This is a genomic window from Pseudoalteromonas marina, from assembly GCF_000238335.3.
In the GTDB taxonomy this organism is placed as follows: Bacteria; Pseudomonadota; Gammaproteobacteria; order Enterobacterales; family Alteromonadaceae; genus Pseudoalteromonas; species Pseudoalteromonas marina.
Window position 1 is genome coordinate 221,973 of record NZ_AHCB03000006.1, and the last position, 25,758, is coordinate 247,730.

A 25,758-nucleotide genomic window follows, 5' to 3' on the forward strand; every position below is an offset into this window, starting at 1 on the left:
CCTAATTTAAAAAAAGCTCCATGGTGAACGAAGCCGACGCCTACTTTTTTGTACATGAGTACTTTGTACTTCAACCTGTGCTTTAGCTATTAACACGCCAGATTCCGAATTGATTAAGGAGTATATGGTTTCGACCTGAACACGCGCTTTATAATTAAACTCTCCTGCGCGCTGCTGTTGCCAGCAATGTATCTTTTTACTCTGTTCATATATGCAAACATCCCCCACCACATCGCCCTGCCATTCAAACTTTAAATCAAGATCGCAAAAGTCCTGTACCTGAGAAATGACACATACTTTGGGTGACACAGTAAACGACGCAGCTTGCGCATTACTGAGGGGGATAAGTAGTGGCGCTAAAAATAAAATGACCATTAATTGTTTCATATTAAAAAGTGCGTTCGAATCCTATAAATGCAGTCATTGAATAGTCACGCTCTAAAAGCGGACTATCATTAATAGCCGAGTAGTCATAATAAGCTAAATGGAAACGAACAGAATATTCATCTCTTAAGGGTAATCGCCCATCAATTTTTGCATAAGGTTGCCAACTGCTGGCAACCTCAACTTCGCCCAATAAAGTTTCGCCGTCTTTAAGGCCATAATAATAGGTATTTAGTTCCGCAGATTTATAATTTAATCCAAACGATGGTTTAATATTTACGGGCCCAAGTTGAGTATGGTATTGCCACTGTAATGCACCGCGAACACCGTTATAAACATTTGTCACATCATGCAGTAGTTGAACAGAAAACACATGGTGATCACTCACATAATGATAAGCAAGCCCTGTGTCTAAGGCTAGGTGGCGTTTATGTAGGTCATTTAAATTAACATTTTTTACTGATGAGGCCTCTGCAGCATGCAAATAAAAAGGGCTATCTGCACTGCTGCTTTGCAGCGTAAGCACATTACTTGGATGCCAATCTATAAAAAAACGAGACTCAGTATTAAGCTCGCTAACAATGTTTAATTGATGTTTAGAAGTTTGAAGTAAAGAATAGCCTAAACGGCCATTATCAAAAAACCAATCTTCAGCATAAAACGCTATTTGAGGAATAACGACTAAAGGAACATTATCACCACCACGCACAGGATTAGTGATCACACCGACCCCTGCGTTAATACTAAAAATTAGCTGATGAGATTGAACATGCTGCTCTGAGAACTCTTGATCCGAATACGTATTTGGCTTGGCACTTAACGTAAAACAAGTGAGCAAAAAATTTAAACAAAGAATGGTAAATAGAAAGAAATTAAACCGCATCAGCGTAAATCAGAGCATAAAATTATTCATTTACGGATAGTAACAAGGTTACCTAAAACTATCTGTAGCTGATTACAATCATTCACACTTTTTATACACAAAGTAAAAGTTTAAACCCCTTATAAAAATTAGATATCAGGGGCTATTTCTACTCGGTTGCGTCCATGTGTCTTAGCAATATAAAGTGCTCTATCGGCACGCTCAACCAGCACTGAGCTTTTTGTAAACGGTCGTAGCATAGCTAAACCAAAGCTTGCTGATATTGCACGTTTGTTATTTACATCTTGTTTTTTACGAATAGCTAATTTCGCAATTTCTTGCCTTATACACTCAGCAAAAGCAACTAAATCATTTATGGTGTCAAAATAAGCAGTAATACAAAACTCTTCTCCGCCATAGCGATACACTTTTGCTTTGTCGGTTAAATTTTCTTTTACTTTTTTTGCCACTAGCTTAATAACTTCATCGCCTTTTTGATGGCCAAAGTCATCATTAAATCGCTTAAAGTGATCAATATCAAACATAATCAGTGCAGCAAGGGAGCTTTCTGTCGTTTGCTCTGAGTACTCACGGCAAAAGTCATTAATATCAGAGTCAAATTTACCTCTGTTATAAAAACCTGTTAATGGGTCTGTGTCGGCAGCTTCTTTAGAAAGATTAAGCGCTTCTTTTAAGTCTTTAATTTCATTATATGCAACCGATAGCTTTGTTTGAAATTCGCGAGCAGAGTCTTGCATTGCAATTGACTCATCAGTCAAACGCTCAACACAACCAAGAATATCGTTAAAAGAGTTAGTATCTATCAGGCTGTTTATTTCGTTCTGCGAGTCAATAAGCGAAGTACTGAAACTTTTAGAATGACCAAGTGTGATACTTATATCTTGCTGGATATTTTCAACCGTATTATGAAATTTATCCGACATTTCCTGAAAAAGAGCTAAATCTTCATCACTAAGATGCTTATCAAATATTTCTTTTGCTTTACTTTGAGTGCATGTTTGGTGCTCTGAAATAACTTGATCTAATTCAATGTTTAAAGACGGTTTATTACCCTGAAAATAGCAATACCAAATAGCATAATTAATAGGTGTTACCGGCATACGGTACTTCACCATCATGGGTACTGCTTTTTTTAAATACTGAGCGGAATGAGAAAGTGATACAGCATTATTCATAAAGAACTCTCAAGCGTCATTTTTATTATTAGCATTCAATGTTAAGTAATAGTAAACCTTTACGCAAGCCATAATAATACTATTTTATGAACTTATTTAACGGTAAAAAAATCTAAATCGCTTTTGCGTCTAAAGTTTGTGCAATATTCCACAAAGCACTAATAGCGGGGTCGTTGAGCTCTTTTCTTAAAACTGCTAAGCCAATGTCAAAGCCTTCAGGGGCTTGCATTTTTGGTGTGAGTATCTGTACTTTGTCTTTTAGTGGACTGTTATCTAATACTATTTTAGGAACCATTGCTACACCAAATCCTAGGCTAACCATAGAGACCATTGCCTCATGCCCCGCCACTTGTGCATAAATTTTTCCGTGAATATTGTTTTTTCGCCACCACATTTCTAGGCGCTGCCTAGAAAAACCCTGTTCAGGCACAATAAACTCTAATTCAGACCAATCAAGCTCTGTATTGTTTGATGTTAATTTTTCAGTAATCGTACATTGAACTTTTGGCCCAATAAGCACTAATGGTGAATGGCCTATATCTACAAAAGCAATTTGCGCAGGTAATTTTCCAGGTTTAGCTGCTATTGCCATTGATTCATGACCATCGAGCACACGGTTTATAGCTAGTGCAGGGTCGCCCGTATTTAAAGTTATTTCTATATACTGATGCTGCGCTCTGAGTTGCTCTAAAATTTGATGCAAAAAACTATAAGAGGCGGTAACAGAGCAATAAATACTGACTTTTCCATAAATATGTTGCTGTGGCTCTTTCACATTAGCTTTAAATCTTTGCCAGTTAGCAAGGGTAGCAGTGGCGTAATCAATAAAAGACTCTCCCTCTTTTGTTAATTTTACACTGCGGTTATCGCGCATAAATAGCGCAACGCCCACCTCTTCTTCTAGGTGTTTAATATTACGACTTAATGTAGGCGCACTCACATGGCAAAGCTCACTTGCTCTAGCAAAGTGCAGTGTTTTAGCCAACGCTAAAAAATATTTTAAATGCTTATGATCCATAGCAACACCAGTATTTCATATTTTGAAATACTTTAATTCAAATATATCATTTTACGCAAGTAACATTTTTAAATATGGTGTTTACAAGCGCAAAATACAGCGCATCTAACAAACATATTTATAGGACACTAACAATGGCGAATTACTTTAATACCTTACCTTTACGCGAACAATTAGCGCAATTAGCGCAATGTGAATTTATGGACGCAAGCGAATTTACAGACGGTGTTAACGCACTTAAAGGTAAAAAACTAGTTATTGTAGGCTGTGGCGCACAAGGTTTAAACCAAGGCCTTAACCTACGCGATTCAGGTTTAGACGTGTCTTATACGTTACGCGATTCAGCTATTGCTGAGCGCCGCCAATCATTTTTAAACGCATCTGAAAACGGCTTTACTGTAGGTACTTACCAAGAGCTAATTCCAACAGCTGACGTAGTACTTAATTTAACGCCAGATAAACAGCACACAGCAGTCGTTAACGCCATCATGCCGTTAATGAAGCAAGGTTCTACACTTGCTTACTCACATGGCTTTAATATTGTTGAAGAAGGCATGCAGGTTCGCGAAGATATCACTGTAATCATGGTTGCACCTAAATGCCCAGGTTCTGAAGTACGTGAAGAGTACAAACGTGGCTTTGGTGTACCAACACTTATTGCCGTTCACCCAGAAAACGACCCACAAGGTCATGGCCTAGCACAAGCTAAAGCCTACGCTGCTGGCACAGGTGGTGACCGCGCAGGTGTGCTTAAATCGTCATTCATTGCTGAAGTTAAATCAGACCTTATGGGTGAGCAAACTATTTTATGCGGCATGTTACAAACGGGTTCTATTTTATGTTTTGACAAAATGATTGAAAAAGGAATTGATGCAGGTTACGCATCTAAACTAATTCAATTTGGTTGGGAAGTGATCACAGAAGCTCTTAAATACGGCGGCGTAACAAACATGCTTGACCGTTTATCTAACCCAGCAAAAGTGAAAGCATTTGAACTTAGTGAAGAGCTAAAAGTTATTATGCGTCCACTTTATAATAAGCACCAAGACGACATCATCGACGGCACATTTTCACGTGTAATGATGGAAGATTGGGCAAACGATGATGCTAACCTTCTTAAATGGCGCGCAGAAACAGCTGAAACTAATTTTGAAAAAACACCCGCTGGTGATGTAGAAATTTCAGAACAAGAATTCTTCGACAACGGTATTTTGATGGTCGCTATGGTTAAAGCAGGTGTTGAACTTGCATTCGAAACTATGACTGCGGCTGGCATTATTGAAGAGTCTGCATACTACGAGTCGCTTCACGAAACACCACTGATTGCTAATACCATTGCACGTAAAAAGTTATTTGAAATGAATCGTACTATTTCAGACACTGCTGAATATGGGTGTTACTTATATAACCATGCTTGCTTACCATTACTTGCTGACTTTATGAAAAATATCGACACCGATGTAATTGGTAAAGGCTTAGGTGAGCAAAGTAACCAAGTAGACAACAAAGCGTTAATTGAAATTAATACAGCGCTGCGTGAGCACCCGGTTGAAATAGTAGGCGCTAAATTACGTGGCTATATGTCAGCCATGAAAAAAATTGTTTAACGTTATCCTTTAAGTTTCGCTTGTTAGAAACCAAGCTCACATGCTTTGCGTGTGGGCTTTTTTATGCCCTATAGTTTAGTTAAAAAAGGGCTATTTTCATGTTCATTCGCATTATTTAACTCTAAATAAATTGTGTGCTAACATCATATTCTACTTCGTTGTAAAAAATTATTATAAAATGATACAAAAACTCTCTATTACCCAAAAAATCACAGCACTTGGCAGTGGCATCGCTATTTTTGTTGCAGCGCTCATTGGTATTACATCGTTATACAGTTCTGAAGATATAATAGAACAACGCATGATTGAGTCAGAGCTACCAGGTAAGTTGCAAACAATTAGTAACCACATTGGTGGTGAAATAAACATGCTAATTGGTGCTGCAGAGCAACTCTCATCTAACGAGTTTATTTTACAATGGTCACAAACTAATAATAACGATGCATTGCTTTTAAAAGAGCTAAACCGCTTGGTAGAACAATACGACCTAGCCACTGCATCGTGGGCTAACCGAAACACCGCACAATACTGGAATCAGGATGGTTTTTTACGCGTATTAAAAAACGATGAAGCCGATGGGTGGTTTTTTGCCTTCAAAGAATCAAGAAAACCCTACTCTATCAGTATTTACCAAGAGTCAGTGAACGACGTAAAAATGTTCATTAACCACCAACAAGTTAATGGTAAAGGTTTAGCAGGACTTGCAAAAAGTATCACTGACATGCAAAAGCTACTGCAACAATTTAAAATTGAGCAAACAGGGTTTGTATTTATTGCTGATAAAAGCGGCCTTATTCAATTGCACAAAGATTCAAATAAAGTAGCAAAAGCAAACATTGACTCGGTTTATGAAGCGAATATCAGTAATCAAATATTAAGCTCGAATGGCTTTAAGTTAAAAGAAATCGACCTCGATGGCCAAGCCACCCTTGTAGCAGCAACCCCAATAGAAAACACCGACTTATTTATTGTGGCTCAAGTACCAAAAAGTGAAGTATTTGCAAGTGTAAGCACGCTTCAGTGGCAAATATTTACATTTACTTTAATCATTGCCTTAATTGCTAGCCTGATTAGTTACTTATTAGCGCGTTCGTTGTCTTCGCCGTTATTTAAAATGGGCGAATTATTCTCTCGTTTAGGTTCTGGCGACGCAAACTTAGCATACAGGTTACCCGAATCAAGCCAAGCCGAGCTTAATAACTTAAGCGCGGGCTTTAATCAGTTTATTAGTAAAATTGAGGTAGCCATTGGCCAAGTTGCTACAGAAAGCCATGATATAAAGCGCAGTTCTGACCATGTGTTTGAACAAGCTAAACGTAATTCTCAGGCTATAGACAGCCAAAAAGAACAAACTATTTCTGTAGCCGCAGCCATTAACCAAATGGGTGCAACAGTGCAAGAGATTGCTCAAAGCGCAGCTAACGCCGCCAAGCTTACCGATAGCAGTCGCGAAAACACAATGCAAAGCCACAATCAGGTAATGCAAAGCCAGGCAACCATCTCTGCGCTTGCAAGCGACATTGACGGCATAACAGAGCAAGTGTCACTGCTCTCTAAAAAGACGGTTGATATTGCTAGTATTATTGATGCGATTCGCAGTATTTCAGAACAAACAAATCTATTGGCGTTAAATGCGGCAATCGAGTCTGCTCGTGCTGGTGAGCATGGTAGAGGGTTTGCTGTTGTTGCCGATGAGGTAAGAGCGCTGGCAAACCGCACTTCACAATCAACCAACGAAATTCAATCAATGATTGAAGAGCTGACCCAAATATCAGATGACGTAGTAAAAGATATTAGCCAGTCAAAAGATAAAGCGCAGCAAAGTGTGGGGGCAATGCAAAACTCCGTTGAGTTACTTGATGTGATTAGCGAAACATCTAATCAAATAAATGACATGGCAACCCTAATTGCAACGGCTACCGAACAACAAAGTAATGTAGTAGCCGATGTAGGGCGTAATATTGAGCAAATTAGCGAAATTAGCGACAACGCCATGAGTGAGCAGATGAATACTGAGCAAGCTATTCGTGACCTAGCAAGCAGCGCTCAAACATTAGATGCCTTAGTGGCAACCTTTGAAAAGCACCGTTAAAACCTCTGAACTATACCAATTCGCTTAATCAATGATCCCAATGGGTTGATATCAACGCGAATTGGTATTAAACACCTCCTCTAAACAAAATTGCGACTACAATTAGTTTGGAGGTGGTTATGCAAACCAATCAATTTAAGTTTTTGATCATATTTGTAGGGCTGTTTACGCTGAGCGCATGCAGTTCAACACCGCTTGTCGCACCACCAGTTAAACTGCTCCAAATAAATTCGTTTGAGTCACATACTCTAGAATCACCAGAAGAAATATTTACTCTTAGCGACAGCCTCAAGCAGCAGCTCAAAAGCCATTTAAAAAGTAAGCAATCTACCCAAACGCTAGCACACAATATATTGAGCTTTTTACTTAAAAATGGTGATGATTCGCTTTCATATCAATCGGGGGCAACCCTCACCGCATCACAAACCTTTAAAAACTTAAATGCAAATTGCTTATCCCTCTCTATTTTAGCGTATAGCCTTGCTGACTATTTAGGTATAAAAGCGCGGTTTAATAAAGTTCATATCCCAGAATATTGGGCTCTTAACAATGGATTTAACTTACTGACAGGCCACATTAACTTAAGTATTGATACCGCCACTGAACCTTCTAACCAGTCGGTATTTATTTACCAAGGCAAAAAACGCTTAATAATAGACTTTGACCCTAATAGCCGCCAGGCTCGCTTTAAAACAACACCTATTAGCAAAAACACTATCACAGCCATGTTTTATAACAATAAAGGGGCTATTGCACTTGTTAATAGGCAGTACGACTTAGCTTATAACTACTTTAGCCACGCAGTTAAAGCCGACCCTAATTTCAGTGCTGGGTGGGGGAATTTAGGCGTATTGATTAGACAATTAAACTACTTAACTGAAGCTGAAAAAGCCTACACCCACGCAATATTGCTTAATCAAAACAACAATACTGCACAAGGTAACTTAGCTGTTTTGTATCAGCTAACAGGCCGTTCGGAGTTAGGCACTGACATCTTAAAAAAATTACACATCAAGCGTCAAAACAACCCTTATTACCATGTATCCCTTGGTAATACAGAGTTTGAGCAATCTAATTTTGCACTTGCATTAGCACATTATAAAAAAGCCTATAGCCTTGCGCCTTCATTACACGAAAGCCACTTTGGTCAAGCTAGCGTGTACTTTAAATGGGGAAACACCCAAAAAGCGATATACCATCTTGAACAGGCAGGCAAAAAAGCTGACTTTTTACATGACAAAAAACGTTATGAGAGTAAATTAAACGCATTACTTTCATTAACAGCAAAACTATGACCATTAAATACTTTTTATGCTTAATTTTAATATGTGTGTGCACTAATAGTTATGGAAGTGCCCTACACACGCAGCTTATTGATGATTTAAACCATTTAGCAAGCAATGCGCTCATGGGCCGAAAAACAGCAACAGAAGGTGCAGTGAACACGCGAGCATACCTACATAGTAGGCTTTCTAAGTTTAATCTAAATGTAAGTGAGCAAACGTTTACTTATAAGTCAGGCATTTTTGAGCATGCACAAGGCATTAATATTATTGCAGTGCCCACCAAATCAACGCAACGTCAAAAAATAGTTATTACAGCCCATTACGATCACCTTGGTAAGCGAGGTGGGAAATATTATTTTGGGGCAAACGACAATGCAACAGGCGTTGCTGCCCTGCTTTACTTGGCGTCTTCGTTACAAAATAAAGAATTCCCTTACGAATTGGTATTTGTATTAACTGACGCAGAAGAAAATGGCTTACATGGCAGTAAACACTTTGCACAAACGCTTAACTCGAATAACATTTTAATGAATATAAATTTAGATATGCTTGGGGTGAAAAAACATAAATCCCGCGTGTATGCATTAACATCCTACTCATTAAAACAAAAACTTAAGCCCGTATTCACCGCCTTAAATAACACTAAAATAACAATCAAACCTGTCTATTCGTCAAAACAAATGAATCGGCTAATTAAATCACAAAATATTGATTGGCATAAGGCAAGCGATCATTATTCATTTGCGCAAAACAACATACCGTATGTTTACTTTGGAATGGGTCACGACCCTCACCACCACACAACTAAAGACACCTTACAGCACATTGATATACCTATGTATGTAAGTACCGTACTCGCAATAGAGGGCTTTATTAAAAAGTTAGCGCACCATCATTATGATGATTTAAACGCTGAAACATAAGCCTCTTTTTTTGCCCTTGGTAACTTTTTTATTTTACACTCAAGCTTACTCGCTTCGCTTTTACTCCCAACTTCCTGCTGATGAATAAGTATAAGAGGCCCTTTACCTTTTAAATTTTTCGCCCCTTTACCCGCTTGATGCGTTGCAAAGCGCTTATCTACATTAGTAGTAATGCCGGTATACCAGTGCCCAAACCGTGTTTGCACTATGTACAAGTGCCATAAAGTGCCTGAAGTATGTGTTTTTGGCTCTAGGGTTTGTAAACTTTTTTCATTATTGGTGGTCAAAATATTACCTTAATACCCTTAACTCAAAACAATTGCTTAAAAGGGTTTTACCTTCAGTGACTAATCGGTATCATGCAGATTATAAAAAATAAGGATCACAACAAACAATGCAGTCGTTAAAAACTTTTTCTCTTTGGCTTATCGTCGCTTTAACACTTAGCTCTGCAGCAGGTTGCTCTAGCTGGGTATACAGAATAAACATCCCTCAAGGTAACTTTTTAGAGCAATCGGATGTTGAAAAGCTTCGTGTAAACATGACTCGAGACCAAGTTATTTATGTATTAGGCCGTCCTATTGCCACAGATGCTTTTGATAACAACACATGGCGTTATGTTTACAGCTTCAATAAAGGCCGTGAAAACGAGCAACATAAAGAGCTAGTGATTAACTTTGAAAATGAAAAACTTGTTTCGCTTTCAGGTGACTACGATCAGCCAGAAAATTTTAACACCCCTTTAGAACAATAATATTGTCGCTAAAGTAAAAAGGTAAGCTTTGCTTACCTTTTTTTATACCTAAATTACCGCTCGAGTGGGCGACCGCCCGTTATTTTATTGGCTCGGCCTTCTTCTTTTGCCTTTTCAGCGCGTTTTCTTCGTGCATCTTTAGGGTCTGCAATTAATGGACGGTATATTTCAATACGATCCCCATCTTTTAATTCGTAGTTTGCCTTAACCGTTCTATTCCATACACCTAATGTAAGTGCATTTGCGTCTATCTCAGGGCACTTTTCAATAATACCCGACTGAATAACCGCTTGTTCGGCCGTGCAGCCTGGCTGCACCTCAATCGATAAACAGGTTGCAGTGGTGGGTAAAGCAAACACAACTTCAATGTTAATCATATTCGCGCTCCGTATACTTCTTTAGCTCGCGAAGTAAAGGCACTTACCATATTTTTTGCAACATCATTAAAAATTTTACCAAACGCGAGCTCAATAATTTTGCTCGAAAATTCAAATTCAAGCTCTAAATAAACTTTGCATGCATGCGCATCTAATGCTTGAAAATGCCAACGCCCTTTAAGCGTTTTAAATGGACCATCAACCAGTTTTAATAACACGGTTTGTTCGTCTATAAAGGTGTTTTCGGTGGTAAACCACTTTTTTATACCCGCCTTAGATATTTCTATACTCGCGGTCATGTTATTATGCTGCTGCGAAACAATTTTTGAATCAGAACAATTTGGTAAAAACTGAGAATAAGCTTCTACATCATTAACTAGATCAAACATTTCTTTAGTGCTGTACATAACCAGCGCACTTTTTTCTATTTGTGGCATACTCACTCCCAAATGTGTGGGCGAATTTTAGCAAGCTTTGTTCGTTTCCCCAAACTTTCATGACGCATAAATTAGATCTAATTTTTTAAAATCATTACTAAAAATCGATGTAAAACATCTCACATTACGTATATTATAGGGCACTATGGCTAAGAAAAATTCATCAAAATCGACAAGCAATACCATCGCGCTAAACAAAAAAGCGCGACATGAGTATTTTTTACACGATAAGTTTGAAGCAGGTGTCGAACTACAAGGCTGGGAAGTAAAAAGTATCCGAGCTGGTAAAGTAAATATCTCTGAAACTTATATACACCTTAAAAACGGCGAAGCATTTTTACTTGGTAGTCAAATTCAACCATTAAATAGTGCCTCTACTCACGTTATTTGCGACCCTATGCGTTACCGAAAGCTTTTACTAAGCAGACGAGAACTTGACCGCTTAGTGGGAGCAACTGAACGTGACGGCTATTCATTAGTGGCTACAGCCATGTATTGGAAAAAATGTTGGGTGAAACTTGAGTTTCATTTAGCAAAAGGTAAAAAAATGCATGACAAACGCGAAGACGGTAAAAATAAAGACTGGTCGCGCGAAAAAGAGCGCTTAATGAAGCACAAAGTTTAAATAAAACGCCTAACTCAGTTAGGCTTTTTTTTATAAAAAAACCAAACGCCATTTGTTTTATTAATACACAACAAGACCATTATTCAGCCTAAATATACCTATAAATAATTTATTACAATTTTATTGTGAGTCAATTAATTTAATTATTACTCTCAATGAGGTTGTATTTTTTATTTCTAAAATAAAGCATATGCGCCTATTTAAACCTGCTTCAGCGCATAACATCTGCTTTAAAATCATCCAAAATCACACTAAAACCCATACTAAAATCACATTTCAGTCTCATTGCTAACACTTAAGTTACATGATATTAATGTCGTCGCTTGTTATATCAATCCGCTTAAATATGGGATTTATTTAACAATTTAAAAGGATTGGTATTGAGCAACTAAACTTATTACATATCAACAAGGATTTAAGGATGAAGCAATCAATTGCATTTACGCCAAGTATTATTATTGGCGCAACACTTTCATTATCAGCGGGCTTTACAACAACAACTTACGCCGCTGAAGAAGCAAAAAAAGTAGAACGCATTGAAGTTACAGGCTCGCGTATTAAACGCTCTGACATTGAAGGCCCATCACCGGTGCAATCAATCAGTAAAGCCGATATTGAAAACATGGGTTACGATAACCTTCAACAACTACTCGAAAGAATGCCTGTTGCAGGCAGTGGTACTTTTTCTACACGTGGTAACAACCAAGATTCGACGGCAAATGGAGCTGCCGCTGTAAGCTTGCGAGGCTTAGGTGCCGACGCAACACTTGTACTGATTAACGGGCGCAGAGTCTCAATTAGTGCGTTTGCAGAAGGGATAACTAATTCATTTGTCGATATAAACAGCATTCCAGTATCGGCTATTGAACGAATCGATATTTTAAAAGACGGAGCATCTGCAATTTATGGCTCTGATGCTGTAGCCGGTGTTGTTAACGTTATTTTGAAAAAAGATATCGATGGCGTAGAAGTAAACTTAGGGTACGGCGGCACTGACGGCCCTAACTATGAAGAAACAACAGCAAGTGTTGTTTGGGGTACCACTAGCGAAAAAAGCAGTGCGTCAGTAATCATTGATTACTTTAAAAACACATCGCTTTCATCAGATGAAATGGGCCGCTTGGGTACCGCAAACCAATCTCCTTATGGCGGTGAAGATTTCCGTTCATCTCGTGGCTTCCCTGGCTACTTTTACGTTGATGGTGTAAAAACAATTGACCCAGATTGCCCAGCAGAAAACGCAACTGCAAGCGGAAGCTGTTTATTTGATTATGGCCCGTTTGGCTACATAGCCCCAGCTGCTGAGCGTATTGGCGCAATATCGCAATTTGAATATCGTTTTGACAATGGCATTACGGGCTTTTTAGAAATGGCCGTTCAGCACAATACGTCGGTTGCAGCGGGTGCACCAACCCCACTTGACGAAGATGCAGGCCTAACGGTACAAGCAAATCATCCAAATAACCCATTTGGGCAAGACATCGAAATTGGCCGCTACCGTACTGTAGACGCGGGTGCCCGCCAATGGGATATTGAATCAGACACAATGCGAATTGTAGCTGGCTTAAAAGGCGAAATTAACGACTGGAGCTGGGAAACAGCAGTACAAAAAGGTCGCAGTAAATCAATGCAAACCGGCGACCGCTCGCAAGGTTGGGTTCGTACAGATTTTTTACAACAAGAAATTGATGCAGGTAATTACAACCCATTCGGCGGTACATACAACGATCCGGCAGTTGTAGACAGAATTACCACCAGCCTTGTTCGTCGTGGCGAATCGCATATGACTTCATTTGACGCAAACATTACTGGTGAAGCATTTAGCTTTGGCGACGATGTTGTGATGATGGCCGCAGGTATCGAATACCGTGAAGAAGACGTCAGTGATATTCCAGATGATCAATTCCAACGTGGTTTAATATTTGGTACTGAATCTGTATCTGCATCAGCAAACAGAGACCAGTACGCCGCGTATGTTGAGTTTTCAATTCCACTTGCAGAAACCCTAGAGCTACAACTGGCAGGTCGTTACGATGACTACAGCGACTTTGGCACCACTACCAATCCAAAGGTTGCACTTCGCTGGGCACCAACCGATGAAATTACGGTTCGTGGTTCATGGGCGCAAGGCTTTAGAGCCCCTTCTCTTGCACAAGTTGGTTTAGGTCCATCTCAAGAAAGTCAGTTTTTTGTAGACACGTACCGCTGTCAAGCAACAGGGAAAGACTGTAGCGCACTTGATTACAACATTGAGTTTGCAGGTAACCCCGATCTACAACCAGAAGAATCTGAATCTTGGAACGTTGGCTTTATTTGGGCACCAACAGCCGAATTTGGTCTGAGCGTAGACGTGTGGAGCATCACACAAGATAACAAAATTGACGAGCAAGAATTTGGCCCTATTTACGCCTCTGAATGTAATAACCAAAACAGCACAGTATGTGTTCGTTTATCACCAAATGGTGGCGATGCGTTAGGTACTATTCAAAAAATATTTAGCACCTTTGAAAACGTATCATCGCAAGAAGTGTCGGGCGTTGATATTTCAACAAACTACAATCACTCGCTTGACGATTTAGGCTTATTAAAATTCAATTTAGAATGGGCATACCAAGATAAATTTGAAAAAGATGGCCGCGATTATACCGGTGAATATGGGTACCCAGAGCACCGCTTTATCTTCTCAACAAACTGGGAAATGGGCGCGTTTAACACTAACTTAAACATTAGTTATGTTGGTGAGTTTGAAGATACACCAGATATCGACTTCGATGGTAACTTAGATTTCGATACTAATACATCACGTATGGTTGACTCGCAAACACTGGTTGATTTACAAACGTCTTACCGTGTTTCTGACTCTGCTAAAGTATCGTTAGGTATTAATAACTTATTTGATGAAGAGCCACCATTTGCAATTGGTGACGGTGATTCTGACTTATACGGTTACGCCTCGGGTGTACATAACCCACGCGGTCGTTATATTTATACTAAAGTAAGCTTTTCTTTCTAAACACTACACAAACAAAAAAACCGCCAACTGGCGGTTTTTTTTATTTAAACAAAAGGGCTAAATTATAGCTCGCCTTCGTTTTCAGAAAGGAACTTTGCAACACCTTCAGGGCTTGCATCCATACCTTTTTTACCTTCAGTCCAACCAGCAGGACAAACTTCACCGTTCTCACTGTGGAACGCTAGTGCATCAACCATACGGATCATTTCGTCAATGTTACGACCTAGTGGTAAATCGTTAACTACTTGATGACGTACGTTACCTTCTTCGTCGATTAAGAACGAACCACGAAATGCAACACCCGCTTCAGGATGTTCAACGTCGTATGCTTTACAAATTTCGTGTTTAACGTCTGCAACTAGTGCGTATTGTACTTTACCAATACCGCCATCAGCTACAGGCGTGTTACGCCATGCATTATGAGAAAACTGAGAATCGATAGAAACACCAATTACTTCAACGCCACGCTTTTTAAACTCTTCAAAACGCTTATCAAATGCAATAAGTTCAGAAGGACATACAAACGTGAAATCTAATGGGTAAAAGAAGATTACAGCTTTTTTACCTTTAATTGTTTCGTGTAGATTGTAGCTATCTACAATTTCACCATTACCTAAAACTGCTGCAGCGGTAAAGTCTGGTGCCTGGCGGCCTACTAATACACCCATTTTATTCTCCAAATATTTTGAGTTTGTTTTCAATTGCTTTCGCAATGCTGGTACATATATGGGCGCTAAAAGTTAAAAACCAATAGCGCCTGCACATAATTGTTTTGTATATTAGATATAAACTTTTAAAAAAGATAATCGTATTTACCGATGTGGGCAATCGAAAATACCGAACAGTAAATTAAAACACCGCAAATACAAAAAAACCTGCATATGCAGGTTTTTTTAAAATGTTTAGTCCATTATATCCGACGGCATATCGCCACGAATTTTCTGCCAAATTTCACCGGTTTGATGACCATATTTACGCATCATCGAAATTGCACCGTCGTGTTCATTATTTTGCGCTAATACAGTTAAATCTTTATAAAACTGGCGGGCAAGCTCGCGGGTACCCGGATCTGAAAAGTAATGACAACCGATTTTAGAATAGAACCCTCTAAAACCGTTTAAAATTAAAACATAAATTCGGTTATTACCTGCAACGGCCAATTCATGATGCACTTTATAGTCATAATCAGCAAATGCTTGTGCCGTATCTTCAAGTTCGTGACTTAATGATAAAATTTCAATAACACGCTCAGGGTTAAGCTTAATTGCAGCACGGGTATAAATAGCACTTATATTTGTTCGTGCAGACAATAGCTGATCTGTCAGCTCAGGCATTTTATCTTCATCTAAACGTGCTAACGTTTCTAATATATTTAAGCCCGACGTTTCCCAAAAGTTATTAACCTTTGTTGGTTTGCCGTGCTGAATAGTTAGCCAGCCGTCTCGCGCTAAACGCTGTAACACTTCGCGTAATGTGGTTCTTGTTACGCCAATTAACTCAGAGAGCTCTCTCTCAGCTGGTAGAATTGAACCTGGAGGGAAATCGCCATTCCAAATAGACTCAACTATGTATTCTTCAGCAAATCCTGCTGGGCTTTTCGCTTTAAAAATTCTCATCCAATTCCCACTCGAATTAATCTACAACGTTTCGCTTACGCGAATAACTGACTGATTGTACCAGACGAAACTCAACTAACAAGTAAAGTAAGATATATTGTTAAATTGAACATACACATCAAGGTAAAGTTACTGAACGGCAAGAGCGACTGGCCATTTAAAAGGAACAAAAATCGCTTTTAATAAAACAAATTCATTGAAAATATCAAATTACGATCAGGTTAAACATGGAAGAAATGTGCAAACAACGAGAATTAATTTAGTGGCTGAACTAACAGCCAATTGTAGACATTGAAGATTTTTAATGTCTGAAGTCAAGATTTGACTCCATTCACTTTTTATATGCAAAATACTCCGCAACTAGTTGAAAAATGGTGTGAACCATGATGCAACGTAAAAAATTAAAAGAAAACTATAAGCTAACAAAAAGCCTTTGAAACACTCTTTTAGATCTGCGGCTTCATGACCATGTTTTGCCTTTTTAAAGCCTAAATAACTAGGCACTGGGTAAGTAAGCATTACCGCTACAATAATCCAATTTGCTACAACTTTATCTGAATCGGGGGCATCGAAAATAAAAACTGACATGAACAACGAAACTGGCCACGCTACTATCGCGATAGCAGGTAAAAACGCCAAAGCTAATAATGGAATTGATAATGGATGGCTGTGAGTTTGCTGCATAATTTCCTTTGCATATAACGCCCTAATAATGGGCAAAAAATTGTTGGCTAAAATGTTGAGGAACGAAAACAGCCAACTGTTTTTTGTCCTTATTAATTAGCGTTAGCTTACATTTGTATATTGGGGCATACCAACTAAGTCAATGTCTATATTCTTAGTCATTGCGCCATGTGTCCATCTTAACTCTAATTGTCGAACAGCATCAGCAAACCTATTAGCACTTTCAAAGTCTGAATAGGTCGTTATTTTCATGTCTGGAAATAACCTAGGAAGTTGCTCATTTGGAGTATCATACGGCACCTCATGAGTTGCTGTCGTTTTATGGGGCTTAGCATGAGCTAACTAATTTCGGAATTTAATCATTTCTTGTATTGTCTGCCAAGGCTGAGCAGAAAAATCAGCGTCTATACCTAGCTCTTTAGAAACCAATATGATTTTTCCAATGATCGATGTAGATTCAAAGTTTTTCCATTGGTTTTTAAACAACTGAGAACCATATACATTTGCCATAGCCTCTACAGAGAAAACTGAAAAGATCATCGATGGTATTATCCATCTAAATTTATGACCAGCTTGCTCTTCCTCTGCCATTCTTAATTGGTTTGCAGCTATGGAATGAAGAGGAATTATCTCTGGGCATTCAACTGTAACTTTTACTTTTTTGGTACGACTCAATCTGAACTCTCCATGTAAGCTAACGCCGCAAATAAACGGCAAAAAATAGCTGGCTATAATTTGAGAGGCACGAACAAAGCCAACTGTTTTTTGTCCGTACTTTTTAATTTGCTTTGTTAGGTGCGTAAGAATCCAAATACTCACCTACTCGACCACCAAATAGCGAAGGTGATGTATTATGTATTTTACGTTTAGCATATGAGCAAGACTCTTTAACTCTGATGCTGCTCTCAGATTGCCATAATGCCGCGTCTGTATTTTTTACTATTTCTTCTAATGGCTGCTTGCTGATGATAACTGCTTTATCGATGAGCTGTTTGTTACTTAAGTACCACTCATTTATTTCTTCTTGGGTTGCGCTATCACAGTATTTTTTTAAAGATAATATGTAGCTAAAAACCTGACGAGCTCTAAATGCAGCATCTTCATATGAACAAACACCATCTCGTCTTTGCTTGCCCTCTGGGACTGGTTCACAAGGTTCCACAGCAGAGACTCTAAATGAAAAAAGCAGAAGCAAAGTTAGTAATACGATCTTCATTGGCACCTAACGCCCGCTTAAGCGGAAAAATATTGTTGGCTACAATGTTGAACGGAGTGAAAACAGCCAACTGTATTTTTTCCGTTTGAAGTACTTGTTATATGGTTTTATTAGGGCGTATCCGCTTAAAAAACATTGTATACGTGACTGTAAACCAATCATAATTTACACTAACTAATTCCCAGCCTTGTTTTCCTAGTTCTGTGCAGCGAGTTTGTAACCTAACAAATTTGGTGGAGCGAAATGTAAGAAGACCACCAACTTTTTCTACTTTATACTCAAATATATCCATATACTTCTATCCTGTGATCCATATAACGCCTGGTTAAGAGGCTAGTTTAGCTTGCTAAAATGTTTGCCGAAGGCTCGAGCAAGCTATTACGAGACCTTCTTAAACCACTTGTTAAGTATTTACTTGAACAAGTTACCTTTTTTGATAACGGACCTCAAATTTACCCTTGTCTGCCTTTATATAAACAGAATTAGTTAATGACACTGATTTATAATTATCTAAGTCTTGAGCTAGCATCTCTGAGTTGTCGTATTTAACAAGTGTATTTGGAAGACAACTTTTTAAGTTAATGTGCACTTTAGTTAAAGCAGCAGAAGGTAATCCCGTGTGCTCTATATGGAGATATGAATTAACATTACTTCCAGAAATATTCATATCAAACCTTACAAGCTCAACCCTATTAATTTGAGGGATTTCTAGTTCTTTTAAGTTTACTGGACATTCGGCTAAAACTGGAATTCTTAATGTTCCATAAGCCTCATCGATTGCTTCATTTTTTGAAGCATCTCCGCATGAAATAAGGAGCATTATAGTGGTAATGATTAGACTAGATTTAAGATACATGCCGATCCTTGAACTAAATACCTAACGCCCAAATAACAGGCTAAAAATAGTGGGCTAAAATGGAGCGAAGCGAACAGCCCGCTGTTTTTAGTCCTTGTTGATTTGCTTGTTAGGGCTTAATGCTCGAATAGATTTTAAGAACTCTTTACTAAAATCGAGGTTAGCCCAAATTAATTGAGTACCACCACAATAACCCGTTATCCAATTAGAGTCGTCTGTAAAAGCAACATACTCTTTCCCCAATGAAAAAGACATTCCGTGACATGCATTAACGTCCATTGCGGAATATATGACTTTTGTGTAATTGCCCTTAAGCATACTTTTATTGTCTAAAGTGATTTTTTGATAAGGTCTATTCTCTTTATCAAATAAAATCTCCAACTTCATAATACGCCCATTTAGCACATTACTAGCGTTACTGAAATGCACAGAAGGTGGTTGTTCTGCACAACTGCAAGCAAGGGTGTTAGCACTAAACAGTATAAAAGAAATAAAAAACGCTAAACGATACACCAAATTCTCCCTTGAGCCCTAACGCCCAAATAAGGGGCTGATTAACTGTTGGCTAAAATGTGAAGCGAAGCGAAACCGAGCCAACTGTTAGCAGTCCCGCTTAATTTTCTTGTTATACACCGCTTTCACAATGTTTTGCAATGAAAGCCTCAATCATTGCATCAAACGATTTATATGCTGGATTGTGTGGATGAGTACGACCTATGAATACATTTTTATCGCTATTGTATATAGACAATGACTCTTTATATTTTATACAACCATTTACATAACCATTATCTGTAACGTAGGCATTGCCCATAGAAAATAAAGCTTTTGAAACACCCCAATAATCTCCATCCTCTTCAAATGCTTTAGCGGCTAACTCAAAGTGTTTAATTGATTTAGATGCCGTAGGATCATATTCATTGTGTTTTATATAAAAGTCTTTGTGTTCGCGGTAGCTTCTATTTTTATAAAACAACCCTAAGAAAGTATGAGCTTCAGCCACACCATAAATATTTTTTGATTTTTCAAGATCAGCGAGCGCCTCTAATCCAAGCTTTTCAGCCGCTAAACCTCGCCCATGCGTTCCCATTAGTTGATATGCGTAATTTAGTTTAGTCATAGGATCGCTTGTATATGGAACTCCTGCCGCAGCACAGCCGAGTAAAAACAAAGTGATTAGTGAAATAATGATCAGCTTCATGCCAAACTTTCCTTAGGTGTATAACTTCTAAATAAGGGGCGCAGGCATGTGGGGCATAATGGCGAAGCCGTCCCGCATGTATGCGTCCCAGCGAACGTAGTGAGTGACTTAATTTTTTTGTTAGCTCGCTTTCTGATTAATCCCACCATAGTAGCAACTTATTGTTTATGACATCACTTTCTGGATTAAAGACCATGCCTTGGTTAGTAGCTTCTTTATTTGCAATATTCAATATTGCTTCCCTTTCGTTTTGCGTAGTAGGTAAAGATATTTCCAAAGCGTCTGCGTAAGGTCCACCTTCTTGTTGGATTCGGTTGTTACTGTCATAGATTGCACTCTTGGGAATAGTCACTTTAACTGCTCCAATGCTATACAGGTTTTCTACAAACCTAATAGCGTCTTGCGTACTAGCAAATCTATTTCCTGCAAGAGCGTGCTTGTTGTTATTTGATATAAGCCATTCCCGAGCCTCGGGTGACTTTGGATAGATGAAATAAGCTATCGCTACCAGAACGAACACGAGTAAAAAAATCTTCAACACTTGAACAATCCTTTGAGAGCTAACGCCACAATAAGCGGCCAGATAATGGTTGGTTATAATTGTTGAGGAACGAAACACAACCAACCGTTAGAGGTCCGCTCTTAATTGCCTTGTTATCTAGCTAATTTAATAGTTTCGAAAGCTTTTACTGCTTGCTCCAAATAAAGCTCATTAAACTCAACCAAATCTTGAGTGTGCAAGCTAACTATTTTTGAATTAAATATATAACAGTACATTACACCGTGTGCTTTTTTTAAGCCTAAATCACCACTCCAATCGACTTTAGCCACAGGTACGTCAGATATTGTTATAAATTCGACGTCGCCTTGTTTAAAGTTATTTCTTTTTCGAGCAACACCAGATAAAAATTGAGCGAGGTACTGAGCTGCACCTTCTTTAAGTTCATCATCACTCATTTCAGGAAAAGGCTTACCAGGATTCCAAATTGTTATTTGCAACAAGGTCGCATCGTTTCCATCTCCATGTAAATGTCGAAAAGCTATTGCTGAAGTTCCTGGTCCCATACTTTGTTCAAATGGACCTTCAAAACCAGCTGGGATTTTAATAGAGGCATCGGCAAAAGAATACTCATCTGCACCGGTGGAAATGGAAATAAAAAACAACGCGAGAGAAATAAGAATCCGATTCACGTAACACTCCTTGCTAGATAACGCCCAATTAACAGGCAAAAAATAGTTGGTTAAAATAAGCGACGAAGGAGCAAAACCAACTGTTTTTGTCCTTGTTTAATTGTTTGTTAGGTAACATTTACCACGTTAGCCTTACTTTTCGACTGCCATAACCAAATAGAAGAACCAATACAGAAACCTAGAAATAATGTTTGAAGTTGTAAAGCAGAACTATCCGAAAGAACGTTTAATAAATAAAAAGCAACAGAATTAATTGCTACGTCGCTAAGCATTATAACCAGTGTTAACACCAAACCAGCGTTACGCCATTTAATTAACAAGTAAACAGCCACAATATCTATAACAGCCAACGCTGTCCAATAAATATTAACCCATTCAGGAGCAAATTTATAAGGCAAGAATCCATAATATAAATTATCAAATATGTGAGTTGCACCACCTATAAATAGGCAGAAACACAAAACGAAAATTACTACTCTATCCATGAGTCTATACACCTGATTTGTTACCTAACGCCCGCATAACGGGCTAATAAAGCTTGGCTACAATTGGTGAGGCACGAACCAAGCCAAGCTTTATTAGTCCATGCGTTAATGCGTTTGTTATTAAATTAAATACCAGCAACTTCTTTAATAAAACGGCTTACTACTTTTTGAAGCTCTTTTTGAGCTCCCCACTGGTTATCGTAAGCTTCAAAAACATTAAATTTGTCGTGCTCAAAAGCATACTCAATATTTTTTTCTGCTTGTTGATATTTTTCAATAGCAGAAATTAATTCGGCGTTTAGAAGGGGCTTGTATACATTTAATGAGTCGGAAATTGTCTTTTGGAATTGTTGATTTATTTCAGCTGAACCCTCAGTACACGTTTCATCTGGAATATTGTTCATGCGATTAAATTCTCTATCGGATAATTTAGATGAAACTTCGATTGCGTCAGCTAACGATTTAGATAGCTGTATTAGACTTTCTTTATTTATTTCCCAAACTCGATCTTTCCTTTGCTTTCTAACCGAGTCGAAGTGAATAGCAGTAGCTGTAATTGTTGCAGCTGCAATTATCAGATTAAGAGTAAATGTATGGTCAAAATCAAATTTTAAATCGAAGACTAGATACCAGACTGTTAGACAAAAACCTGTTAGAAGCCCGAGAATATATTTAATCATTTACACCTATCTTGATTGATTTACATAACATGTTTATAGCGAGCTAATCGCGCGTATTTCTACCATAGCGTAGCTCGTTTTCTTATTGGTTTATTTTTAACAAACTTGCCAACTAATTGCCAGTGTTATTAAAATTCATACATGCGCGTTTTCTTCTCAGTATAAAACGAGCGACTGGGTCGTTTTATACTGAGAAGAAAACGAGCGACTGGGTCGTTTTATACTGAGAAGAAAACGAGCGACTGGGTCGTTTTCTTGACTATGCGAGCGACTGAGCTATAACTGTATATACATACAGTCCCAATTCGATGGATTGAAAATGAAAACTCGTTCTGCGTATTTAAATTACATTGCGGACTATATGCTCACTCGACAGTATTCACTAAGAACTATTAATGCTTATTTGAGTTGGATCACAAAATTTATTCACTTTCACAACAAACGCCACCCAAGCTCAATGGGAAATTCAGAAGTCGAAGCGTTTTTGGACCATATTGTATTAAAACGTAACATGTCAGCTAAAACACAAAGTGCAGCTTTAAATGCGCTAGCTTTTTTATATAAACATATTGTCAAAAATGAACTTTCGTTAAACTTGAACTTTGTACGAAGTAAACGACAACCCAAATTACCTGTTGTGATGGAAGCTGTGTAACTGCGAGTAAAAGACGTTGATTTTGATTATAAATGTATTCAAATTTGGAACGGGAAAGGCAATAAGCATCGTATCGTTACCCTTGCAACTGAGTTACTCCCGTTACTTAGAAATCAAATAATGCAAGTTGAAGAATATTTGCAATTAGATTTACAAAACGAACAATATGCAGGCGTATGGATGCCAAACGCTTTAGCCCGTAAATATCCGTCAGCTAACAAATCACTCGCGTGGCAATACTGATTTCCTTCCTATAAATTAAGTAGTGATCCTGAAACTGGCGAGATACGGCGTCATCACTTCCATCCTACATGTGTTAGGAAAGCGGTTAAAAAGGCATTAAAGCAAACCAATATTACAAAGATTGTGACGCCTCATACCTTTCGTCATTCTTTTGCAACACACTTATTACAAAGTGGAGCAGATATAAGAACGGTGCAAGCTCAGTTAGGTCATACAGATGTTAAAACCACGCAGATTTACACTCATGTTTTACAGCAAGGGGCAAACGGTGTTGTTAGCCCATTAAGCAAAATTTTCTAGCGTAAAACCCGCCATGAGGCAAACAAATGGACAAAACACATATTTTCCAGTAGCAAGAATGTAAATCCATCAAAACCACAATATGCATAAAAACATATCACAAAGTATTTCAATATAGCCTTTTAAAGTGCAGGGACATTTTTTGCAGGGTAACAATAAAACTTTTTATATACCTCTTTTTGTTGCCGCGTACTTTTTCGTGCGTCATAATCTAACGCCTTATTTATTAGCGGACTTTTTATGAACTGGCTTGCGCATTTACCGACTCAACGAACACCTTGGCTTTTATTCACTGCGATTGTTTTTATGCTAGAAGTAACCGCATTGTTTTTTCAATATAAAATGGGGTTAGCGCCCTGCATTATGTGTATTTATCAACGTACCGCGGTGTTAGGATTACTTGGCGCGGGTATTGTTGGGTCAATTAATCCACAAAGTAAAATAGTGCGTATAGTTGCTTACATTGCTTGGGGAGTATCGAGCATTTGGGGGTATTTAATTGCCCGTGAGCACATAGATATGCAAACGACAACAGATCCGTTTGCGTTTAGCTGCGAGTTTGAGCCTAACTTTCCATCGTTTATGCCGCTGCATGAATGGATACCGAGCTTTTTTGAAGCCACTGGCGATTGCGGTAACATAGATTGGGAGTTTTTATCGCTCAGTATGCCGGCTTGGATGGAAATTATTTTTGGGCTATTCGCTCTAACATTTTTTATTGTATTAGGTAGTCGCTTAATACTAAAAAGAACGGTTTAATAATTATGTTTACCTTTTTTTCTAGCCAACTTAAACAGTTGCAACATTTAAAAATACGCGAGAGACAGCTTGTTATAGCACGTTCTTTATCAATGCTGTCACCTACCGACCGTGTATTACTGCGTATTATAAAGATATTACTATTAAGCCCGTTGTTTTTAATATTTACACTTTTTGAAGGTTGGATAATCATTCCCTTTTTAATACTCGGAGGGCTTTTTTATCCGTTATTAACCGCTCCGGTCGATATAAATTTTGCCAGAAAAAACTTAGACGAAGCACTACAACAACATGAAAAGGGCGCTTAGCGCCCTTTTGCTAAAGTTTAACTTTTCCTTCTAACTTACCCATTACTTTTTTGCCAATCCCCTTCACTTTGGCCAAGTCCTCAAGGCTTGTAAATGAACCATTTTCATCTCGGTAATTTACTATTGCTTGTGCTTTCTTTTTACCAATTCCAGGAAGTTTAGCCAACATTTTTGCATCTGCATCATTAATACTTACCGCTTCGATGGGAGCCATAGATTTGCTCACTTCAGGTAATTGCGCGTAAGAGGTAGTAATGGGTAGGATACTTAGCAAACTTGCTATAAGTAAAAGTTTAAATATTTTCATTTATTCGTCCTTATTGTCCATTTTAGAACATATTTATTTTAATTATTAGGGAAGACCATAAATGACAAACGCGAGGCTAGCCACTTTGGAAGTACCTAAATGCATTATCACTTTTATCCGAAATCCTTAAAATGCAGCTGGTACAACCAAGTGATATATTAAATAAAGTTAAGTTACCGTTTTTTGTCAAATTTAAGACACTTAAAAATTACAACTCTGCGCTTGCATATTTACTTGCAAACCTTTACTGTATATAAAAACAGTAATCTTATGGTTTTTTATAAACCACAGTGCCAAGCAAGTTTGCAGGAGAAATCATGGCTGTTGTTGTTAAATATGTTGTAGAACGAAACGGAGTCGAGCGTATGACGTTTACTACTAAGAAAGAAGCTGATGCCTATGACAAAATGCTAGACATAGCAGAATCACTTGAGCTGATGCTAGAAAAAGTAGACGTGCCATTGAGTGAGCAACAAATAGAATCGCTTGCGTTAGAAATAGCAAAAAGTAAAGACGACTTTATGTCGGTACTTAAAGGTGCTAAAGAGCCTACGACTAAAGCGGCAAGTAAAAATAAAAAATCAGATAACGTTGCATCTATTGACGATAACAACGCTAAACAAGCAAGCTAAACATTTTGCAAATAAAAAGGGAGCAACTTAGTTGCTCCCTTTTTTATAGCT

Annotated in this window: 31 protein-coding genes and 1 pseudogene; 11 read left to right on the forward strand and 21 right to left on the reverse strand. The window is 38.2% G+C overall.

The window, feature by feature from the left end; all coding sequences use genetic code 11:
• Positions 1–6 precede the first annotated feature (6 nt).
• The 4 genes from PMAN_RS09935 to ilvY form a co-directional block, all read right to left on the reverse strand.
• On the reverse strand, positions 7–387 hold the full coding sequence (locus PMAN_RS09935; RefSeq protein WP_010557219.1) for a DUF3019 domain-containing protein: 381 nt from the start codon (positions 385–387) through the stop codon (positions 7–9).
• 1 nt (position 388) lies between these two features.
• Entirely contained in the window at positions 389–1,108 is a 720-nt protein-coding gene (locus PMAN_RS09940) for a MipA/OmpV family protein (protein ID WP_010557220.1), read from the reverse strand.
• 287 nt (positions 1,109–1,395) lie between these two features.
• Positions 1,396–2,442 carry a GGDEF domain-containing protein gene (locus PMAN_RS09945; protein ID WP_010557221.1) on the reverse strand — a complete coding sequence of 349 codons (1,047 nt, stop codon included), beginning with the start codon at positions 2,440–2,442 and terminating at the stop codon, positions 1,396–1,398.
• Between the two features lie 112 nt (positions 2,443–2,554).
• Positions 2,555–3,460 carry an HTH-type transcriptional activator IlvY gene (ilvY, locus tag PMAN_RS09950; protein ID WP_008130052.1) on the reverse strand — a complete coding sequence of 302 codons (906 nt, stop codon included), beginning with the start codon at positions 3,458–3,460 and terminating at the stop codon, positions 2,555–2,557.
• Positions 3,461–3,594: 134 nt separating this feature from the next.
• Between ilvY and ilvC the strand changes: the two genes are divergently transcribed.
• The 4 genes from ilvC to PMAN_RS09970 all read left to right on the forward strand — a co-directional run bounded on the left by ilvC (position 3,595) and on the right by PMAN_RS09970 (position 9,368).
• Positions 3,595–5,067, forward strand: a complete 1,473-nt coding sequence (gene ilvC / locus PMAN_RS09955; protein WP_010557222.1) for a ketol-acid reductoisomerase — start codon at positions 3,595–3,597, stop codon at positions 5,065–5,067.
• Between the two features lie 178 nt (positions 5,068–5,245).
• Entirely contained in the window at positions 5,246–7,159 is a 1,914-nt protein-coding gene (locus tag PMAN_RS09960) for a methyl-accepting chemotaxis protein (RefSeq protein ID WP_010557223.1), read from the forward strand.
• Positions 7,160–7,278: 119 nt separating this feature from the next.
• Positions 7,279–8,454 (forward strand): tetratricopeptide repeat protein, encoded by a 1,176-nt coding sequence (locus PMAN_RS09965; RefSeq protein ID WP_010557224.1) that lies wholly within the window; start codon positions 7,279–7,281, stop codon positions 8,452–8,454.
• Positions 8,451–9,368: a M20/M25/M40 family metallo-hydrolase gene (locus tag PMAN_RS09970; protein ID WP_010557225.1), complete on the forward strand. Its 918-nt coding sequence runs from the start codon at positions 8,451–8,453 to the stop codon at positions 9,366–9,368. Before PMAN_RS09965 ends, PMAN_RS09970 begins: the two co-directional genes overlap by 4 nt.
• Here the strand turns inward: PMAN_RS09970 and PMAN_RS09975 are convergent.
• A complete protein-coding gene (locus PMAN_RS09975; protein WP_006793932.1) occupies positions 9,341–9,655 on the reverse strand; it encodes a GIY-YIG nuclease family protein in 315 nt (104 codons plus the stop codon). The two genes, PMAN_RS09970 and PMAN_RS09975, sit on opposite strands and share 28 nt — an antisense overlap.
• Positions 9,656–9,762: 107 nt before the next feature.
• Between PMAN_RS09975 and PMAN_RS09980 the strand changes: the two genes are divergently transcribed.
• Positions 9,763–10,122, forward strand: coding sequence for an outer membrane protein assembly factor BamE (locus tag PMAN_RS09980; RefSeq protein ID WP_006793933.1), 360 nt, complete (start codon positions 9,763–9,765; stop codon positions 10,120–10,122).
• A 53-nt stretch (positions 10,123–10,175) separates the two neighbouring features.
• Here PMAN_RS09980 and PMAN_RS09985 read toward each other — a convergent pair whose 3' ends face one another.
• Together PMAN_RS09985 and PMAN_RS09990 are read right to left on the reverse strand one after the other, a co-directional pair.
• The gene (locus PMAN_RS09985; protein WP_008130063.1) at positions 10,176–10,499 is read right to left on the reverse strand and encodes an RnfH family protein; all 324 of its coding nucleotides are present in this window, start codon (positions 10,497–10,499) and stop codon (positions 10,176–10,178) included.
• Positions 10,496–10,936: an SRPBCC family protein gene (locus PMAN_RS09990; protein ID WP_006793935.1), complete on the reverse strand. Its 441-nt coding sequence runs from the start codon at positions 10,934–10,936 to the stop codon at positions 10,496–10,498. The genes PMAN_RS09985 and PMAN_RS09990 overlap by 4 nt, the downstream gene beginning before the upstream one ends.
• A gap of 145 nt (positions 10,937–11,081) precedes the next feature.
• Between PMAN_RS09990 and smpB the strand changes: the two genes are divergently transcribed.
• The gene (smpB, locus tag PMAN_RS09995; protein WP_006793936.1) at positions 11,082–11,561 is read left to right on the forward strand and encodes an SsrA-binding protein SmpB; all 480 of its coding nucleotides are present in this window, start codon (positions 11,082–11,084) and stop codon (positions 11,559–11,561) included.
• A 421-nt stretch (positions 11,562–11,982) separates the two neighbouring features.
• The gene (locus PMAN_RS10000; protein WP_010557226.1) at positions 11,983–14,574 is read left to right on the forward strand and encodes a TonB-dependent receptor; all 2,592 of its coding nucleotides are present in this window, start codon (positions 11,983–11,985) and stop codon (positions 14,572–14,574) included.
• Between the two features lie 62 nt (positions 14,575–14,636).
• Here the strand turns inward: PMAN_RS10000 and PMAN_RS10005 are convergent, their stop codons facing one another.
• The 13 genes from PMAN_RS10005 to PMAN_RS10070 form a co-directional block, all read right to left on the reverse strand.
• Positions 14,637–15,242 carry a peroxiredoxin gene (locus PMAN_RS10005; RefSeq protein WP_006793938.1) on the reverse strand — a complete coding sequence of 202 codons (606 nt, stop codon included), beginning with the start codon at positions 15,240–15,242 and terminating at the stop codon, positions 14,637–14,639.
• A 234-nt stretch (positions 15,243–15,476) separates the two neighbouring features.
• Positions 15,477–16,190 carry a fatty acid metabolism transcriptional regulator FadR gene (gene fadR, locus PMAN_RS10010; protein WP_006793939.1) on the reverse strand — a complete coding sequence of 238 codons (714 nt, stop codon included), beginning with the start codon at positions 16,188–16,190 and terminating at the stop codon, positions 15,477–15,479.
• Positions 16,191–16,550: 360 nt separating this feature from the next.
• Complete coding sequence (locus PMAN_RS10015; RefSeq protein ID WP_008128449.1) at positions 16,551–16,874, reverse strand: hypothetical protein; 324 nt, start codon at positions 16,872–16,874, stop codon at positions 16,551–16,553.
• A gap of 102 nt (positions 16,875–16,976) precedes the next feature.
• Positions 16,977–17,126 carry a hypothetical protein gene (locus PMAN_RS10020; RefSeq protein WP_168371063.1) on the reverse strand — a complete coding sequence of 50 codons (150 nt, stop codon included), beginning with the start codon at positions 17,124–17,126 and terminating at the stop codon, positions 16,977–16,979.
• 90 nt (positions 17,127–17,216) lie between these two features.
• Positions 17,217–17,693 (reverse strand): hypothetical protein, encoded by a 477-nt coding sequence (locus tag PMAN_RS10025; protein ID WP_198434407.1) that lies wholly within the window; start codon positions 17,691–17,693, stop codon positions 17,217–17,219.
• On the reverse strand, positions 17,653–18,090 hold the full coding sequence (locus PMAN_RS10030) for a hypothetical protein (RefSeq protein ID WP_198434408.1): 438 nt from the start codon (positions 18,088–18,090) through the stop codon (positions 17,653–17,655). The genes PMAN_RS10025 and PMAN_RS10030 overlap by 41 nt, the downstream gene beginning before the upstream one ends.
• 424 nt (positions 18,091–18,514) lie before the next feature.
• Positions 18,515–18,946, reverse strand: a complete 432-nt coding sequence (locus PMAN_RS10040) for a hypothetical protein (RefSeq protein ID WP_010557089.1) — start codon at positions 18,944–18,946, stop codon at positions 18,515–18,517.
• A gap of 87 nt (positions 18,947–19,033) precedes the next feature.
• On the reverse strand, positions 19,034–19,333 hold the full coding sequence (locus PMAN_RS10045) for a hypothetical protein (protein WP_242032463.1): 300 nt from the start codon (positions 19,331–19,333) through the stop codon (positions 19,034–19,036).
• A 238-nt stretch (positions 19,334–19,571) separates the two neighbouring features.
• Positions 19,572–20,147, reverse strand: coding sequence for a hypothetical protein (locus PMAN_RS10050; protein ID WP_010557087.1), 576 nt, complete (start codon positions 20,145–20,147; stop codon positions 19,572–19,574).
• A gap of 136 nt (positions 20,148–20,283) precedes the next feature.
• Positions 20,284–20,688 (reverse strand): hypothetical protein, encoded by a 405-nt coding sequence (locus PMAN_RS10055; protein WP_010557086.1) that lies wholly within the window; start codon positions 20,686–20,688, stop codon positions 20,284–20,286.
• Between the two features lie 113 nt (positions 20,689–20,801).
• Positions 20,802–21,338 carry a hypothetical protein gene (locus PMAN_RS10060; protein ID WP_010557085.1) on the reverse strand — a complete coding sequence of 179 codons (537 nt, stop codon included), beginning with the start codon at positions 21,336–21,338 and terminating at the stop codon, positions 20,802–20,804.
• Between the two features lie 107 nt (positions 21,339–21,445).
• Positions 21,446–21,823 carry a hypothetical protein gene (locus PMAN_RS10065; RefSeq protein WP_010557084.1) on the reverse strand — a complete coding sequence of 126 codons (378 nt, stop codon included), beginning with the start codon at positions 21,821–21,823 and terminating at the stop codon, positions 21,446–21,448.
• A gap of 125 nt (positions 21,824–21,948) precedes the next feature.
• The gene (locus tag PMAN_RS10070; RefSeq protein ID WP_010557083.1) at positions 21,949–22,503 is read right to left on the reverse strand and encodes a hypothetical protein; all 555 of its coding nucleotides are present in this window, start codon (positions 22,501–22,503) and stop codon (positions 21,949–21,951) included.
• A gap of 319 nt (positions 22,504–22,822) precedes the next feature.
• On the opposite strand from PMAN_RS10070, the pseudogene PMAN_RS19220 reads away from it, so the two are divergent.
• The 3 genes and pseudogenes from PMAN_RS19220 to PMAN_RS10085 all read left to right on the forward strand — a co-directional run bounded on the left by PMAN_RS19220 (position 22,823) and on the right by PMAN_RS10085 (position 24,768).
• A pseudogene (locus PMAN_RS19220) lies at positions 22,823–23,701 on the forward strand (integron integrase).
• A gap of 240 nt (positions 23,702–23,941) precedes the next feature.
• A complete protein-coding gene (dsbB, locus tag PMAN_RS10080) occupies positions 23,942–24,460 on the forward strand; it encodes a disulfide bond formation protein DsbB (RefSeq protein ID WP_010557082.1) in 519 nt (172 codons plus the stop codon).
• Positions 24,461–24,465: 5 nt separating this feature from the next.
• Positions 24,466–24,768 carry a DUF6170 family protein gene (locus tag PMAN_RS10085; RefSeq protein WP_010557081.1) on the forward strand — a complete coding sequence of 101 codons (303 nt, stop codon included), beginning with the start codon at positions 24,466–24,468 and terminating at the stop codon, positions 24,766–24,768.
• 10 nt (positions 24,769–24,778) lie between these two features.
• Here the strand turns inward: PMAN_RS10085 and PMAN_RS10090 are convergent, their stop codons facing one another.
• The gene (locus PMAN_RS10090; protein WP_008127623.1) at positions 24,779–25,075 is read right to left on the reverse strand and encodes a ComEA family DNA-binding protein; all 297 of its coding nucleotides are present in this window, start codon (positions 25,073–25,075) and stop codon (positions 24,779–24,781) included.
• A 317-nt stretch (positions 25,076–25,392) separates the two neighbouring features.
• Between PMAN_RS10090 and PMAN_RS10095 the strand changes: the two genes are divergently transcribed.
• Positions 25,393–25,707, forward strand: coding sequence for a YebG family protein (locus PMAN_RS10095; RefSeq protein ID WP_008127619.1), 315 nt, complete (start codon positions 25,393–25,395; stop codon positions 25,705–25,707).
• Positions 25,708–25,758 lie beyond the last annotated feature (51 nt).